Genomic DNA, 15,908 nt, shown 5'->3' with positions numbered 1-15,908 from the left:
TTTAGCAATCACCTAACAACATTATTTACGCATCGATCAAGACCTTCTTTAAGGATTGTCTTGCTAAATCGATAAAAGCGCTAACGACTGGTGATAGGTCTTTATAAGATGGATAAAGCGCGTTAATCTCAACTTTCTTAATATACCAATCTTGCAAGACTCGCTTTAGTTGAAGATTCTTTACTGCATCGATCGTGGCAAACATAGGTAAAACAGCTATTCCTTGGTGAGCGATCGCAGCTTCTAATAAAATTGCCATATCATTACAAACTAATCGAGGCAAAACAGGAATTTCAGTCTGTAATGAACCTTGACAGAGTTTCCAGCTTTTTTTGAGAGTTTTAGTATTATCTAGCAGAATGTGATTTTGAAGATCCGCAGGGATTTGAGGATTACCATACTTTTCAAGATAAATTGGACTTGCAAATAATGCAGCAGTAGCTTGTCCCAAATGTTGCATCATCAATGAGCTGTCGGGTAACTTCCCTACCCTAATTCCTAAGTCAAATCCCTCTTCTATTAGGTCTATATGACGATTTGATAGCTCAACTTTGCATTGTACATTGGGATAGGAGTTTAAGAACTCGATCACGATTGCCCCTAAGAAAGCTTGTCCCAAAATATAGGGAGCCGTAATCCTTAATAGACCTGATGGTTGAGACTGATAATTTCCCACCATACTATTCGCAACTTCTAATTCCTGAACAATCCGACAACAATGGTCATAATAGCGGCGACCAATTTCTGTGAGATGGATACGACGAGTGGAACGTTGTAAAAGTCGAGTACTAAGCCGTTCTTCTAAACGCGATAGAGCCCTGCTAACTGAAGATTTCGGGAGTGCAAGTCTCTCCGCAGCAGCCGTGAGACTGCCCTGCTCCACAATCTTTGTGAAAATCATGATGTCATTAAGATTTTCCATAACACTTTTAGCTGACGAGGACAATCACTAGGATTGTTGCTTTTATGGAACAGTCTGTTCCTCAAAACCATCTTAATCTTTTGGGAACAACAATCTAAAGTAAATGAATAATAAAAATTACTGAGGATTAAGACTATGGCAACATTAACTGGAAAAGTGGCAATCGTAACCGCTGCATCTCGCGGTATTGGACGGGCTGTTGCTAAACGGCTAAGTCAAGATGGCGCGGCAGTAGTAGTGAACTATGTTTCCTCCCCAGACAAAGCTGAGGCTGTTGTGCAAGAGATTTTATCGAACGGCGGACGGGCGATCGCAATTCAAGGCAGTGTGGCGAACAAAGCAGATGTTTTGCGTTTATTTGAAGAAACCGAGCAGAAATTCGGGGCGATCAATATTGTTGTAAATGTGGCAGGAGCATCGTTATTTAAGCCTCATAGCGAATTAACCGAAGAAGACTTTGACAAAGTGTTTTCAGTCAATGCCAAAGGTGCAATGTACGTGTTGCAAGCTGCTGCCAATCGCGTCAAAGATGGCGGGCGTATCGTGCAATTTTCTACTGGCGGTACAATGATGTCCATCCCTGCTGGTGGCATTTATGCGGCGAGTAAAGCAGCAGGCGAACGTTTCGCCTTTGCCTTATCTAAGGAAATTGGACATCGTCAGGTAACGGTGAATGTGGTTTCCCCAGGTGTCACAAACACAGACGGATTGATTATGCCCCAAGAAGCAATAAATCAACTGATTCAGCAAACCCCCCTTGGACGATTGGGAGAACCCGATGATGTGGCAAATGTCGTGGCTTTCTTGGTCAGTGATGATGCTCATTGGGTAACAGGACAGAATATCCAAGCTAACGGTGGGATTTTGTAACTTTCCCTTCTTAGAAACTAAAGTATTAGAGGTAAAAACAAATGATCGAACTATATACAGCGAACACACCAAATGGTCAGAAGGCATCGATTATGCTAGAAGAGATCGGTCTGCCCTATCAGCTTTTTACCATCAACATTGCCAAAGGAGAGCAGCACGCAGAGGCTTTCCTTGCCATCAATCCCAATGGCAAAATCCCCGCCATTGTTGATCGCGACAGCAATCAACGAGTCTTTGAGTCTGGGGCAATCTTGGTCTATCTGGCGGAAAAAGTCGGTAAACTCTTGCCCGTTCAGGTTAAAGATCGGGCTGAGGTGTTCTCTTGGACATTTTGGCAAGTCGGTGGACTCGGACCGATGATTGGACAATGGGGACACTTCTCCCAATCGGCACCAGAAAAGTTGCCCTATGCAATTAATCGGTATCTAGATGAAAGTATCCGTCTGTTGAATGTCCTCGATTGCCATCTACAAGATAAAACTTTTATTGCTGGAGATTATTCGATCGCTGATATCGCGAATTATCCTTGGGTATCGGGAGGACTTAGCTTTATCCGTAATGCCCACGCGGATCGAGTCGAGAACTTGACTGCACTGGAGCGTTGGGTAAAAATAGTTGGCGAACGGACTGCTGTTGCAAAAGGACTAGAAGTATTGAAGTCGCTATAAACAATCGTGCTCAATAGAAATTAATTTGGTCAGTCTTATGGAATCGAAAACACTACCCGTTATTTTTGTTGGGCATGGAGCTTCGGTCTACACTACGAGTCCGCAAGATCCTACCCATCAACGTTTGCAAGAAATAGGTGTAATGCTGCAAAACATCCAGCCACGTGCGATTGTTTGTATATCAGCCCATTTCATCGCGCCGACATTCTCAGTGACAGCAACTCAATCTCCCATCACAATTCACGATCATCCAGTTAAGTCGCTCTACTCGAATCGATATCCTGCGAAAGGTTCTCCTGAACTTGCTGACAAAATTATTGACTGCCTAATTCATGATGGGTTTGAAAGTGAGATCGATCGCGATCGCGGGTTAGATCATGGAGCGTGGGTTCCACTCTCACTGATGTTTCCAGAGCCTCATATTCCAATTTTACAAGTTTCTCTGCAACAAGACTACGATCTGCAACTTCACTTTAAATTGGGACTAACTCTACAATCCTTGCAGGATGAAGGCGTACTGATTATTTGTAGTGGAGGTGTGACTCATAATCAGGCAGAGTTCCGAAAAAGTTTTTTAAGTGGAGAAAATCCAAATATTGTCAAGGAGTGGAGTCGAAAATTTGATAGTTGGGTTACTGATATGTTAACTACAAAAAACATTCAGGAGAGAACATCTGCTATTCTGGACTTTCAGTCCCATGAGTCTTATTCTCTCGCTCATCCAAGCATTGAGCATTTCTTACCGATGATTGTAGCACTTGGAGCAGCTTATAAAGATTCAGATGAAAGCAAGGTGAAGCAACTTCACTCAGGGTTTCAGCATAGTCTGTCAACTTCTGCTTTTTGGTTTTATTGATCTCTAGGCGATCGCATTAACAATCTATCTTCTCAAGGCGATCGCTATTACTGTGAGTCATGATTTTTAGGCGATCACCTTTAACGATTGCTCCTAATAATCCATCTTGATCACTTGTCAGCATGGACACCTAGTAGCAGAACCTTGGCATTGCCGTTTGCCTTATATGTCGCGAACAACAAATAAGGACATCCGAACATAAAACCCAAGTTCATGAACAGAAAGCCGAATAGAAATCCCTTGGCGGTAAATCCTTCTCGCCATGCAACCCAAATAAAGGATAGGCATAGAGCAATCAAAAGATCTGTGTTGAACTGCGATCGCCAGTCAAGCTTTAACATGTCACTAAGATAGACGGCTGGATAGTTAATGCCCATTGTGACAATGACATAAATTGATACGGAGTAAATGAGTAGTGCAGCAGTAATTAAAAAAGCGCGTAGTAATGTCATGTTGTTTTGTTACTCTTATTAGCCAAATTAAACAAATAATGGGGAGATTGCTAAATAACGTCACTGAGTTATTCGACAACTGCTAAAGCTTCCGCAGAACAATCCCGTAAGTATAGTAGGCGTGCGATCATCGCTAAGAAACCGATACAGCCAGTGCAAACAATGAGTGCTAACCAAAGGTATAGGCGCATTCCTAATGATTTTGCTTGCGGTACAATCAAGTACCATCCAATACCAATTCCCAAGAGAAGGTCGAACCAAATCTGATTACCCCACAAATCGCGAGTATGTTCAAACCAAACTCCCGACAGTCCTTCTGACGCGATCGCTTTCAAAGAAAAAAGTAAGAACAAAAGCGATAACGTAGCAGGAAATATCCAACTGTTATTCATTCGCCGCTCATCTTTGGCAGGAATGTATATGGTGAATAGCAAAAATAATACAGCAGCGATCGCGGGCAATAGCGACTCAGAGGGAAATAGAACAGAATGAGGTAATGACATGTTGTTATTACTCTTAATTATGCGAATCAGCCAAATAGACAGTTGACTGTGTATGTGCTTGTCATTATCTTGTCAAAGAGAGATAATCAAAGCAATTACCTCAGAGGTAATCAAAAAGTTGTCTTGGGAGTTTGATAATGCAACAACAGGCGAGCAACCATCAACAGTCAACCTTTGGAACTATGCTGAAGCAATGGCGAGATCGCCGAAGCCTCAGTCAGCTTGATCTTGCCCTTTCTAGTCAAGTCTCCCAGCGACATATTAGCTTTTTGGAATCAGGACGAGCAAAGCCTAGTCAGGAGATGGTATTGCAGTTAGCGACAGTTTTAGAAATCCCTCTCAGGCAACAAAATCTAATGCTTAGTTCGGCTGGCTTTGCGCCTATTCATGCAGAAACCGATTTGTTGGCTCCTGAGATGACACCAGTTTGCAAAGCGATCGATTTTATGCTGAACCAGCAAGAACCCTATCCTGCGATCGTCATAGATCGCTATTGGAATTTACTCTTGACCAATCAAGGCGCTGCCCGACTGATTAATACCTTCATCGATCCTAACAAGTTGCAAGCTCTTTTTTGTGTTGATGGAAAAATCAATTTGATGCGAGTTGTTTTCGATCCACTGGGTTTACGTCCCTTTATTGCTAATTGGGAAGAAGTGGCTGGGCATTTGCTTCAGAGAACACACCGCGAGGCTAATTCATCAATTGAGAGTGAACAGTCTGCTTTGTTGTTTAATGAACTCATGAGCTATCCTGATGCTTCTGAATTGTGGAATAACTCAAGTCATTCTGCACAACATACTTTGCTGCTTACTATGCACTTAAAGAAAAGTAATCTAAATTGGCAGTTTTTCTCAACGATCGCAACTCTTGGCACTCCCTACGACATCACTCTTCAGGAAATTAGAATTGAATGTTTCTTTCCAGCAGATGCGAAGACTGAAAACGATTGGAAAAAGGAAAATCCAATTTAGGGTTTTACTGTAAGCGATCGCTAATATAACAATCTCAGCTTTACCATTCATATCAAGGTTTGAAAATGGGGTAGTGTTTCACATTTTTTCAGATGCTTTGAGGACTAAATCTCATTATATTGCTACCAGCATTAATTCAAAAAATGATAAGGTGGCAAAGCAGCACTCCATGAGATCTGCCAATGGGAATGTTGCTTTTCCCACGATCGCAATATCTTTTGCAAATCCTCAACCTGCGATCGCGGCAACAAGGCATAAACCCGCACATCCTCCGAGCCTTGAGTTTCCACATGCTGAAATTCAGGTTTATAGAGATCAGGATTTAAGCTGGCAGTAATCATCTGACGATAGTCGAGAACTTCCTCTTGTAACTGCGATCGCCATTGTTCCTGTTGCAGATATTGTGATCGCTTAGCCAAGAGATAGTCTTTGCCTTTGAGATTCGCAGCAGCTTCTGCTTTCGGTGCGATCGCCGAACCAGTAATCAAAAATTCCGCATATCCATCTAGTCTCTCCAAACTTGCTAATAATCTGTCGCCCTCTTCTTTTAAATAAGTTTCTAAAGCCCCAATCGACACAAATGCTGTCCCAAAGCGCAAAGGTAAAAGCGTGCGATCATTAAACAACTCACAAATCAAGCGATCGTGCTGAACGATCGCCTGCATTAAAGACTGCTCAGGTAAAAGCTTCAACGCCTCAATATCCACATCTGCTTCAATCGCCGCAATCAAGCGATCGCACTGCAAATATTGAATAGGCTTGCCCGTAATTCCCAAAGGTACTTTATCTGGCGCTGGCGCAAGCAAAATCGCAAAGGTATAAAGCATTTTCCTTTTTCCTTTTTCCTTGTACAAAGGCTATCTTCTGAGCTTAATTTGTTTCGGAACTTTAATTTCGTGGGTCTTATGGAAATCGTCTTGCACTTTCGCTGTCAAGCTCTTAGAAACTCGCTCCACAATGAATCCCAATACACTATCACCTGTTTTTTGAATCATATCTTTAGCTAGTTTCTGAATGAAGGCGGGAAAATGTAAGGAAACCGTGAGATTTAAATCCCACTCGACACAAGTGATTAACGGATCGTAACTGAGCTTCTCTCCCGCTTTTAAATCCAATTTTTTCTCCTGTAAGCGCATTTCGGCTTGGAAATCTACTTCATAGCCTTGGGGCTTTTGCTCAGGAATAGGAATAGTAACGATGCGATAAACACAATTTTCATCTGGTGGCAACAAATTTAGCCCCACTCTGGCATCAACTTGAAAACCTAATGCTCCCACTTTGCCGATACCCATCGCATAGCCAGTTTCCCCAATCGGATCAGCTTTAAAAGGATGAGCGCAGCGCCGAAACCAGCCCTGATGAGCATCAAAATATTTCATCACGGTTTGCTTATCAGCAAGCAATTCCATATTGCCAATGTAATGATTGTGAAAATGTTTGAGGTCAGAGTTTTTGTCAGCCTCTTGCGTCAAGCTTTTTTCCTGCACAGTCTCAGCGTCAGGATCTTGGAGATCGTACTGTGAGTCATCAGTATTGCCGTATTCAGCCAGCATGGCGGCTTCCTGTGCAGGTGTCAACACAAATTCAGAGTCACTATCCCCTGTTGGCTCTGAAGTGAAATCTTGATTTGCAGGCGATCGCATTGGTTCTTGCTGCATGACGGATATCCTAAAACTGCTTATGCGCTAGTTGTTAACTATTTCCATCATAATAGTCTTAGAAGTTCGATTAGGGAAAGCATATGGCTCCGCGTACAGCAGTGATGGAGGCCGTCGAAAAGCTCAACTATCGGGTCACGATAGGTGATGTGGCGGCACAATCTGGACTTAGTTTGAATGTAGCACAGCGTGAAGTACTGGCGCTTGCCTCGGAGACTGGGGGCAATATCCAAGTTGCCGAGTCGGGCGAAATTGCTTATAAATTTGCGCCCAATTTTCGTCAAGTCCTTGTCAGTCGTTCATTTTGGCTACAGGTCAAGGAATGGCTCAAGGGCGCATGGAAATGGGTATTTTACGCGATCCGTATTTCCTTTGGTATTTTGCTGATTGTTTCGATTTTGATCGTAGTACTGGGCATTATTGCCGCGACGATCGCAATCCAAAGTCAGGGACGTAGCGACAACGATCGCGATGATCGCCGTAGCGATAATCGTGGCGGTGGCGGTGGATTTATCTGGCTCGGTGGTTGGGGCAGCCCCTTCGGCAACCCATTCATCATGTTTGATCCTTACTACTACGAACCAGAGCAAGTTCGTAAACGCGATCCTGATGAAATGGGCTTTTTGGAAAGCGTATTTTCATTTTTGTTTGGCGATGGCAACCCTAACGCCGATCTTGATGAACGTCGTTGGCGCGATATTGCTTCAATGATCCGCAGTAACAATGGTGTGGTCATTGCTGAGCAAATAGCACCCTACCTCGATGAAACTAGCCGTCTAGAGGGTGACGAATATTTTGTGATCCCTGTGCTGTCAAAATTTAATGGTTTCCCCGAAGTCAGTGATGCGGGAACCCTTGCCTATAAGTTTCCTGAATTACAAAAAGTTGCCTCCGAGCGCAAAGCCAAAACTACCAGTTCCTATTTGCAAGAAAAACTCTGGAAATTTAGCCAAGCCTCTCAAGGCAAAATTGCTTTAGCGATCGGCTTAGGCATTTTTTATCTAGTTGCCTCGTTGTATCTAGGTAGTTTGCTGGGCGATCCGCGTCTCGCTAAGTCCCTTGTTGGATTTTTAGGTTTTATCAAAGCAGCTTATGGCTTCCTGCTAGGCTATGCCGTGCTATTCCTATCCACGCCTGTGGTGCGATATTTTGTCTTGCAATATCTGAATAAGGGTATCGGCGATCGCAATCAAAAACGGGCTGCCCGAGTCGAGCAATTGCAAAAGCCATCGTCTGCTCTACGTGAAAAGCTAGATTTTGCGAAGACTTTTGCGATGCAGCAAGAGGCGATCGATCAAAATAATCTTGCCTACACCACTGAGCAAGATTTGGCGGATCAAGAATATGCCAAAATGCTCAAAGAGCAAAAACCATAGTTTTTGGGCAGCTTTAGCTGCCCAAAAATATTAATTCGCGATTTTTTTAAAGATAAACAATGAGTCAAAAAGAAGTAATCCTAACCGACAAAGCTCCTGCTCCTGTTGGCCCCTATAATCAAGCGATCGCAGTTCCTGCCACCAGCAAGTTAGTGTTCATGGCGGGACAAATTGCGATCGACCCTGCTGTTGGCAAAGTCGTTGCTACCACAATTGAAGATCAAACTGAGCAGGTTCTCAAAAACATTCAAGCTGTTCTCGCTGAAGCAGGTGCAGATTTTGCCAATGTCGTTAAAACCACCGTCTTCCTAGTAGACATGGCAGACTTCGCCGCCATGAACGCCATCTATGGCAAATATTTTACTGCTCCCTATCCTGCGCGTTCTTCAATTCAAGTCGCCAAATTGCCCCTTGATGTGCGCGTAGAAATCGAGTGTATCGTCGCAATCTAGAGAAAACAACACTATTTCCCTTCAGCAAAAGCCTTGCCTAGCAAGGCTTTTTTGAATTTTAGAGAGTTATATAAAGAGGTCATAATGAAAAGTTTGTGGAGCGATCGCGAGGCTGCGGAATATAAAGGTGATTTGGGATTAAGAGTATATACCTCACAGCTACTGGGACGAGATCCATCGTTGGTGCTGCATGGTGGTGGGAATACTTCCGTCAAAATCCGTGAGCAGAATCTTGTTGGTGAAGAAGAAGAGATTCTCTATGTAAAAGGAAGTGGCTGGGATTTAGAAACGATCGCAGAGGCAGGTTTTGCCCCTGTCCGCATGGCGCATTTATTGAAATTAGCCAAGTTGCAAGTTCTCTCCGATTCACAAATGGTGAATGAACTGAAAACTCAGATGACCAAGGCAAGTGCACCTGCGCCATCGGTGGAAACAATTCTCCATGCCAGTTTGCCCTATAAATTTGTTGATCACACCCATGCGGATGCGGTAATTTCGGTAACGAATACGGCGAATGGATGGGAGCGAATTCAAGAAATATACGGCGATGATGTGGTGATTATTCCCTACGTGATGCCAGGATTTGACCTAGCAAGAGTCTGCGCTGAGAAGTTTGCCGCTGAGAAGAGCGATCGCACCATCGGCATGGTGTTAATGAATCATGGTATTTTCTCCTTTGGTGAAACGGCTCATGAATCCTATGAGCGAATGATTGCTTTGGTTGATCGTGCTGAAGTTTATCTTCAAGAACATCATGCTTGGGAGATCTCACCACCTGCATCTCTAATTAGGGAAAGTGCTGCAAGATTAGAGATCGCCAAACTCCGCTCTGAAGTTTCTCAAGTTGCAGAGTTTCCCGTGGTTTTAAGTTCTCATGCGGACGAAAAAAGTTTAGCCTTTGCGCAAAGGAAAGATGTAAACATCATTTCGCAACAGGGCTGTGCGACTCCCGATCACGTCATTCGTACTAAGCGCTTGCCCCTAGTTGGGAGAGATGTAAAAGCTTATGCTGAATCCTATCGCACCTATTTTGCGGAAGAATCTGCTAAGTCAACCCAATCTGTAACAATCCTTGATACTGCCCCCCGTGTAATTATCGATCGCCAATTAGGGCTAGTCACAGTTGGCAAATCCGCCAAAGATGCGGCAATCGTCGCGGATATCTACGAACACACGATGGAAATCATCCAGCGATCGCAACTTTTAGGTGGCTATCAAGCATTACCTGCCAGTGATATCTTTGCAGTAGAATATTGGGAATTAGAACAAGCCAAACTCAAAAAAGGTGGTTCTGCTCCTGTGTTTACTGGTGAAATTGCACTAGTTACGGGTGCGGCTTCAGGTATTGGCAAAGCTTGCGTAGATTCGTTACTAAAACGCGGCGCAGCCGTCGTGGGCTTAGATATCAATCCTGAGATTGAGAAGCTTTATGATCGCCCAGATTTTGTCGGTATTACTTGCGATGTCAGTGATGAATCTGCGATCGCTAATGCGCTGGATCAAGCCGTCAAATCCTTTGGTGGTCTAGACATCCTCATTCTCAATGCAGGAATCTTTCCATCTGGCTGTCGCATTGAAAATCTTGATACTGCCACATGGCAAAAGGTAATGCATATCAATCTCGATGCAAATTTAATTTTGATGCGTGAATGTTATCCATTGCTGAAACTTGCACCCAATGGCGGTCGCGTCGTTGCGATCGGGTCTAAGAATGTTCCTGCCCCTGGCCCTGCTGCCGCCGCATATTCTGCCTCGAAGGCGGCGTTAACGCAACTGATGCGGGTGGCGGCTCTGGAATGGAGTAGCGATCGCATTCGTATCAATACCTTACATCCCAATGCAGTCTTTGATACTGGCATCTGGACAGAGGATGTATTGACATCTCGCGCTCAGCATTATGGATTAACGGTTGAGGAATATAAAACCAATAATCTACTCAAAGTAGAAGTCACTAGTCGCCATGTCGCCGAACTTGCGGCGGAGATGTGTGGTGCGCTGTTTGCCTGTACGACTGCGGCTCAAGTTCCCATTGATGGCGGTAACGATCGCGTGATTTAATCAAGAAAGGCTCGCATTGCGGGTCTTTCTTCTATGAATGTCTTTTCTTTGGTAGCCCTAAAAAGGAAATGGTTTTAAAAGCGCAAAGTGGCTACGCCACTTTGCGCTTTTAAAACCCTTACGAGGTTTGCTTTTTAATTCACAAAAGTGTGACAATACTTCTGTGAATTGGTATTAAATAGGTAAGGATGGGCGGCGCTTCGTGCTGCCCATCCTTACCTATTTAGCGCTACCTTTTTTTATGCCCATGCCAACTTGAAACAGCATGACTCAGTAGCTCTGTTTTTACTTTTTGAACATAAAAAATATAAATTATTCTGTAGCAATTCGGTCAGATAAATCAGTAGGTTCCATGATACTTTCTGAGCTAACTATATCTATCTCAATATGTGAAAGAGTGAGCAGTGATGAAACTATTTAGAATTCCCCTTTTGGCGATGGGGCTATTTTTTTCAGTTGGCTTTAGTCTTCATGCAAACACCGTCCTCGCAAACAATTTACGCAGTTCTGCGATCGCTCTCCGTGACAAAGATTCCGCTTTGAGCAAATCAAACATTATCGATCTCAAGGAACTCATCGCTAATCCTAAAAAATACGATTTTTTTACCTTCAGACCCAATCTAGAGAAGCTTATTCTATCTGGTACAGCAGACTCTAAGCATATCAGCATCCTATGGTACACAATTCCAAATGGGAGTGTCGGACTCCATTATCATTCGATGACTGAATCTGTCTATACAATTGATGGTACACAAACCGATGCTAAAGGTGTTTATCCTACAGGTTCTCTTTATTTTAATCCACCTGAAAGTGGTCATAAAATCACAAATAGTACAGGGTTCTTTATCCTTGCCTATGCTTCACCACCTGACTTTTCTAATACTGACAAGATCAAGCCATACACTCCCGTTCAAATCAATACGGCTGACCCAGATTTAGAGCGAAATCATACATTTAACTATTCCCAAGCAGGTGTTAAAGTATATGATGTTCCTGTAGATCCTAAGGGTGGAATGAGTTCTAAGATTATTAAAAGTACTTCCTTGATAAGATATAAGTACTTAGGAAATTACCTGCTTGTCCTCAAAGGAAGTTGCAATATTAACGGTAAGATTTTTGGCAAGGATATGCTGGTAGTTGCGAAAACAATTGAAACACAATCCTACAGTCTTAGTGCTACCTCAGATAATTCTTGCTTGGCTCTTGGGCTTTCCTTCTAAACATCAAAGCAGCTTTATTAACATTTGGTGGAGAGATGTTTGGGCGATCGCTTATTCTCTGATTTGCCATGCGATCGCCCAATAAATCAAAATATCGCTACCACACTACAGATTATTTTCCTGAGTGTTAGATAATGTTGGAACCTTAGTGGGTTGGTTTTGTTGTGTAACTCTAATCAAGAATCTTAGAGCTTCATTTACTGCATCGGCGCTAGGAAATATTGCGGCGACATCAGGTTCTAAGCGCACTATTGAGCCACCAAAGCTCTTACGTCCTGAGCCTAGTTTTCTGACATGCAGACTTTTAAGGTCATATTCGGGTCTAAGGTCATCTTCTAGTTCTAATTCAGCCTTCTTCATATGCTTCACGCTCCGATTTTGTAACTTCTCTGGCACTGATGATCCGAATTGATTCTCTTCTCTCTGTATAGGAAACGATTAACAATCGTCCTCGATTTGATTCGCCGACAATTAGGTAACGTTCTTCGTCTTCTGAGTGGTCTAGATCATAGAAATCAACATATAGCGGATCGTCAAAGATGGTTTTGGCTTCGGAGAAAGAAACTCCATGCTTTGCCAAGTTTTTGACTGCTTTGTTTTCGTCCCACTCATATTTCATCAGTTTATTTTAACAAGTATTGAAAGCGATCGCATAGTCTCTGCTTTGCCATGCGATCGCCTAATAAATCAAAATATCACCCCGTTTAAAGTTTGGCTTTGGCTGCACCATAGTCGATCGCTATCTAAGAGAATAAATTAACAAAATCAGTAGCTTTAGCGATCGCAATGTCCTGATATTTAACAAGTGATAAAAGATGTTTGTCTCCTATGACTATATGGCTTGTGTTACAGACTACAGCGCATTCGATAACCATTATGTATTTCACTATTTTTCGTGGACAACTGAATCAATCAATTGTTCTCTTTCTTCTTCTGACATCTTTTCCCAGTCATAGCCACGCTCTTTAGCAGCAAGTTTAACTTTATCCGCGCCATAGCTAGATAAGTCTTGCCAGCGCTGCCATTGAGAAAGTAATAGGAATCTAAAAATCTCTGTTTTTTGTTCTTGTGGTAGTTGTTTAACAAGTTCTACAACTTGCTCGTTACTTAGTGTTAGGCTTGGCATTTTTGTATTCTCTATTAATTCTAAAGTGTATTTGATAAGAATATTTCATGTCAGGAAGATTTAACTCAACTTGCTGGAGTATGCAAAGATCGTATCATTTCAATGAGCGATTCAAAAGGTAGAGATAAATTTACAGTTACTTGGTTTGTCTGCATAGTAGGAATCTTTTACTAGGGCTTGTATTTACAACTTATGACAAAAGTTTAGTCATGTGGTCGAAGGCTGCAAGCTTTGCCTCATCCCTTGTCTTGAAATTACGCCGAGCATGGGAAACAGTCAAATGATCAGCAACTGTCCATGCCCAACCATCAGCACGTCGATAAATGGTAGTTCTATAACCATCGGCATTAATAAAAGGATTCCCATTGCTAGATATTTTCCAAGCCCTAGATGTCCAACGCTTACGTTTGCTTGCGCGGCTTTTCATGGATGCTTCACGTGCGTGGGATGCACTTAGATCTCCTTCCATATGTCCCGCACAAATACATCCAACTTGAAGAAGTCCATCTCCATTTTGATATTCAGGATGTTTCATATAATGAACAAATCGAATCTTTTGAGATTCACACATTTCACATTCTATTACAGGTTCACCTAAGTCTTCAATATCTATACATACCCAACCTTTATGTGGAATACCAGCAGTAGACCATTTACCACGTTTTGATGATACGAGTTCTTCTTCGTTAATTAACATCATAAAGTTATAGCGATTTTTAGATAAAAATAAATTTTTCGACTCTATTTAGTTAACTTGGCTTGACTTTTATTATGTATCTTTTCAATTTTAGTTGAAGGTCAAAAACTCTTGAGCAATCATCTTAGAAAATATAGTAGTTAAGTAGTTAGACAAAATTATATATAAGTCTAGCCTACGATTTGCAATGCGATTGCCTAAGAAATCATCAATATCCTAATCAATAATTTCTTAGAGAAAACATCTGAGAATCATTCATCTCGAATAGAAATTCCTGCTCTCATCAATGCATTATCAAAAGTATCCCATGATGGGTTAGTTTTTTTAAGTGGATGATTAATAATAAGACCTAGATGATAAGCAAAATCGCTAATAGTTAAATTGTTAATACTTTTTGGAATTGGGATTCTATGTCTATTATCTACACAAATACATAAGACATCGAAAACTCTTGTTCCTTCATAGTAAATATAAACTGGTAATCTCATTCCATCCTCTTTAGCAAAGCAATTCATCCAAGGCTCGATAAATCTTTCTTCAATATCGTAGTCTAGAACTATTTGAAGTTTAATATCCCTAGAATGAAAAAATGCTCCTGTTTCGTCATTGTAGTCGAAATCTTCTGGCTGAGAACGCATTATCTGATCAAGAACTTGATCTTTAGTAGTCGTTAATTTCACCCATCCAGAAAAGTGTTTTTGCAGTAAATCAGTATGTCCTGATAACTCTTGACTTATATCTTCCCAAAATAATATGTGAACTCTGAATTTTCTATTCAGTTTACGGATTTCTGCTTGTAACTTTGCATCTCTTAGTGCTGTAGTCATTATCAAATACTCTTTGAGAAGAGGATCAAAGTTTTCGGCTTTTATTATCTCCTTCTCAATAGTTGTAATGCATAGGCTATCTGTCTCCTTGCATTGTGCACCAGCATAATCATATCCTCCTAGATGTTTAGGGCATCCATAAATATCTACTCCATCTTGTCTTTGCCCTGAACGACCATGACGGGATAAATAGGGGACTCCCCACACTTTCTTCAAAACATCAGTACATATATCCTCAAATTCATCCCAAGATTTAGGGCGCGGAAGATTTGTCGTAGAAGGACTAGGCATAGTTTTTCAGGTTTAGTTACGATTAAGATAATTAATTTCATCAACTCATATTAATTTGAGAAAGCTCAGCTTGAATTTGCGGATCTTGTGCCATTGACGCTAATTCATTCTTAATCCGAATTTGATGCGCTATATGCTCCAAAAGCCATAACTGCTCAGTTATATTGAGAGCATCTATAGATTTAACAATAATCTTCAGTTCACTTGATCTTTCCTTAATTAACATGTTTTTTATCCTCACCTAGCTCCATCCGATTCTCCCACATACCAATCAACCCAGAATCCAGTAATTGACGCGCAGTAAAAGTTTTTTTAGACTCAGTCAAAGGAGAAAATAAAATTATTACTTCAACCTCTTGCCCTTTTACTACAGGCAACCCAGATAGATAGATTTCACCATCTTCTTCTACAATTTGTTGTAACCGAATTGCTTGCTTAACTAGGTCTCTAGTAAACCTCATCATGCGATCCTACGTTTAGTAAAAGGATATTTTCAGGGGCAGTATCTTGAACAAATTCAAATAGTATTCGATATTTATAATCCACAGAACAAGACCAAACATCCGATAAATCTCCAATCAGCTTGTGAGTTCTGAGACTAGGATGAAAAGGATCTCCTGCCAATTGACGCAAAGTCTGCTCAAGTTGTGGTCTTAGTTGTGGATTCTTGCGAATTAGCTTTTTAAAAGCCCTCAAAGATTTAGCTGTCCAATTAATATTTCTCAACGATCTAGCTCCGCTAAAAAGTCATCAACAGAACCACTCTTAAACTTACCTTCCATAAATTCTTGCCTCACTTCTTGTACTTCTTGCACAATTTGATGACGTTGACGCAGTTTCAATCGATTATGCAATACATCTAGCAACGCTAACTGATCATCTAAAGACAAAGACTCGATCGCATTTAATGCTTCTTGAAATCCTGATATTTGTTGAGAGAGCATATAAGTGTTTACTA

At 41.7% G+C, this 15,908-nt stretch carries 22 protein-coding genes; 8 read left to right on the top strand and 14 right to left on the bottom strand.

What is annotated here, in order from left to right:
* Positions 1–25: 25 nt before the first annotated feature.
* The gene (locus CQ839_RS09515) at positions 26–922 is read right to left on the bottom strand and encodes a LysR substrate-binding domain-containing protein (protein ID WP_103668043.1); all 897 of its coding nucleotides are present in this window, start codon (positions 920–922) and stop codon (positions 26–28) included.
* Between the two features lie 135 nt (positions 923–1,057).
* Between CQ839_RS09515 and CQ839_RS09510 the strand changes: the two genes are divergently transcribed.
* Genes CQ839_RS09510 through CQ839_RS09500 form a run of 3 tightly spaced genes read left to right on the top strand, consistent with a single transcriptional unit; the run spans position 1,058 to position 3,316 of the window.
* The gene (locus CQ839_RS09510; RefSeq protein ID WP_103668042.1) at positions 1,058–1,792 is read left to right on the top strand and encodes an SDR family oxidoreductase; all 735 of its coding nucleotides are present in this window, start codon (positions 1,058–1,060) and stop codon (positions 1,790–1,792) included.
* Positions 1,793–1,833: 41 nt separating this feature from the next.
* Positions 1,834–2,460, top strand: coding sequence for a glutathione S-transferase N-terminal domain-containing protein (locus tag CQ839_RS09505; RefSeq protein WP_103668041.1), 627 nt, complete (start codon positions 1,834–1,836; stop codon positions 2,458–2,460).
* Positions 2,461–2,497: 37 nt separating this feature from the next.
* Entirely contained in the window at positions 2,498–3,316 is an 819-nt protein-coding gene (locus CQ839_RS09500; protein WP_103668040.1) for a class III extradiol ring-cleavage dioxygenase, read from the top strand.
* Positions 3,317–3,426: 110 nt separating this feature from the next.
* Here the strand turns inward: CQ839_RS09500 and CQ839_RS09495 are convergent, their stop codons facing one another.
* A complete protein-coding gene (locus tag CQ839_RS09495; protein ID WP_103668039.1) occupies positions 3,427–3,768 on the bottom strand; it encodes a hypothetical protein in 342 nt (113 codons plus the stop codon).
* Positions 3,769–3,836: 68 nt separating this feature from the next.
* Positions 3,837–4,271 (bottom strand): hypothetical protein, encoded by a 435-nt coding sequence (locus tag CQ839_RS09490; RefSeq protein WP_103668038.1) that lies wholly within the window; start codon positions 4,269–4,271, stop codon positions 3,837–3,839.
* Between the two features lie 137 nt (positions 4,272–4,408).
* On the opposite strand from CQ839_RS09490, the gene CQ839_RS09485 reads away from it, so the two are divergent.
* Entirely contained in the window at positions 4,409–5,245 is an 837-nt protein-coding gene (locus tag CQ839_RS09485) for a helix-turn-helix domain-containing protein (RefSeq protein ID WP_103668037.1), read from the top strand.
* Positions 5,246–5,376: 131 nt separating this feature from the next.
* Here CQ839_RS09485 and CQ839_RS09480 read toward each other — a convergent pair whose 3' ends face one another.
* Both CQ839_RS09480 and CQ839_RS09475 read right to left on the bottom strand, forming a co-directional pair.
* Positions 5,377–6,072 carry a GvpL/GvpF family gas vesicle protein gene (locus CQ839_RS09480; protein WP_103668036.1) on the bottom strand — a complete coding sequence of 232 codons (696 nt, stop codon included), beginning with the start codon at positions 6,070–6,072 and terminating at the stop codon, positions 5,377–5,379.
* 30 nt (positions 6,073–6,102) lie between these two features.
* On the bottom strand, positions 6,103–6,903 hold the full coding sequence (locus tag CQ839_RS09475; protein WP_103668035.1) for a DUF1997 domain-containing protein: 801 nt from the start codon (positions 6,901–6,903) through the stop codon (positions 6,103–6,105).
* Positions 6,904–6,986: 83 nt separating this feature from the next.
* Here CQ839_RS09475 and CQ839_RS09470 point away from each other — a divergent pair, with 83 nt between their 5' ends.
* From CQ839_RS09470 to CQ839_RS09455, 4 genes are all read left to right on the top strand, one after another.
* Positions 6,987–8,279: a hypothetical protein gene (locus CQ839_RS09470; RefSeq protein WP_103668034.1), complete on the top strand. Its 1,293-nt coding sequence runs from the start codon at positions 6,987–6,989 to the stop codon at positions 8,277–8,279.
* Positions 8,280–8,338: 59 nt separating this feature from the next.
* On the top strand, positions 8,339–8,731 hold the full coding sequence (locus CQ839_RS09465) for a RidA family protein (RefSeq protein ID WP_103668033.1): 393 nt from the start codon (positions 8,339–8,341) through the stop codon (positions 8,729–8,731).
* Between the two features lie 84 nt (positions 8,732–8,815).
* Positions 8,816–10,789, top strand: a complete 1,974-nt coding sequence (locus CQ839_RS09460; RefSeq protein ID WP_103668032.1) for a bifunctional aldolase/short-chain dehydrogenase — start codon at positions 8,816–8,818, stop codon at positions 10,787–10,789.
* A gap of 407 nt (positions 10,790–11,196) precedes the next feature.
* Positions 11,197–12,009, top strand: a complete 813-nt coding sequence (locus tag CQ839_RS09455) for a cupin domain-containing protein (protein ID WP_103668031.1) — start codon at positions 11,197–11,199, stop codon at positions 12,007–12,009.
* Between the two features lie 105 nt (positions 12,010–12,114).
* On the opposite strand, the gene CQ839_RS09450 is transcribed toward CQ839_RS09455, so the two are convergent.
* From CQ839_RS09450 to CQ839_RS09410, 9 genes are all read right to left on the bottom strand, one after another.
* On the bottom strand, positions 12,115–12,369 hold the full coding sequence (locus CQ839_RS09450) for a hypothetical protein (protein WP_103668030.1): 255 nt from the start codon (positions 12,367–12,369) through the stop codon (positions 12,115–12,117).
* Positions 12,356–12,628 carry a BrnT family toxin gene (locus CQ839_RS09445; protein ID WP_103668029.1) on the bottom strand — a complete coding sequence of 91 codons (273 nt, stop codon included), beginning with the start codon at positions 12,626–12,628 and terminating at the stop codon, positions 12,356–12,358. Before CQ839_RS09445 ends, CQ839_RS09450 begins: the two co-directional genes overlap by 14 nt.
* Positions 12,629–12,895: 267 nt before the next feature.
* Positions 12,896–13,135, bottom strand: a complete 240-nt coding sequence (locus CQ839_RS09440) for a hypothetical protein (protein ID WP_103668028.1) — start codon at positions 13,133–13,135, stop codon at positions 12,896–12,898.
* Positions 13,136–13,325: 190 nt separating this feature from the next.
* Positions 13,326–13,835, bottom strand: coding sequence for a hypothetical protein (locus CQ839_RS09435; RefSeq protein ID WP_219817757.1), 510 nt, complete (start codon positions 13,833–13,835; stop codon positions 13,326–13,328).
* Between the two features lie 248 nt (positions 13,836–14,083).
* A complete protein-coding gene (locus CQ839_RS09430) occupies positions 14,084–14,950 on the bottom strand; it encodes a hypothetical protein (RefSeq protein ID WP_103668027.1) in 867 nt (288 codons plus the stop codon).
* Positions 14,951–14,990: 40 nt separating this feature from the next.
* Positions 14,991–15,176, bottom strand: coding sequence for a hypothetical protein (locus CQ839_RS09425; protein WP_103668026.1), 186 nt, complete (start codon positions 15,174–15,176; stop codon positions 14,991–14,993).
* Positions 15,166–15,414 (bottom strand): hypothetical protein, encoded by a 249-nt coding sequence (locus CQ839_RS09420; RefSeq protein WP_146048716.1) that lies wholly within the window; start codon positions 15,412–15,414, stop codon positions 15,166–15,168. The genes CQ839_RS09425 and CQ839_RS09420 overlap by 11 nt, the downstream gene beginning before the upstream one ends.
* The gene (locus CQ839_RS09415; RefSeq protein WP_103668024.1) at positions 15,398–15,676 is read right to left on the bottom strand and encodes a type II toxin-antitoxin system mRNA interferase toxin, RelE/StbE family; all 279 of its coding nucleotides are present in this window, start codon (positions 15,674–15,676) and stop codon (positions 15,398–15,400) included. The genes CQ839_RS09420 and CQ839_RS09415 overlap by 17 nt, the downstream gene beginning before the upstream one ends.
* Complete coding sequence (locus tag CQ839_RS09410) at positions 15,673–15,894, bottom strand: hypothetical protein (protein WP_094534027.1); 222 nt, start codon at positions 15,892–15,894, stop codon at positions 15,673–15,675. Before CQ839_RS09410 ends, CQ839_RS09415 begins: the two co-directional genes overlap by 4 nt.
* Between the last annotated feature and the right edge of the window lie 14 nt (positions 15,895–15,908).

The sequence above is a fragment of the Pseudanabaena sp. BC1403 genome, from assembly GCF_002914585.1.
Classification (GTDB): domain Bacteria; phylum Cyanobacteriota; class Cyanobacteriia; order Pseudanabaenales; family Pseudanabaenaceae; genus Pseudanabaena.
The sequence above is the reverse complement of the archived record's forward strand: the minus strand, read 5'-3'. Positions and strand labels throughout refer to the sequence as shown.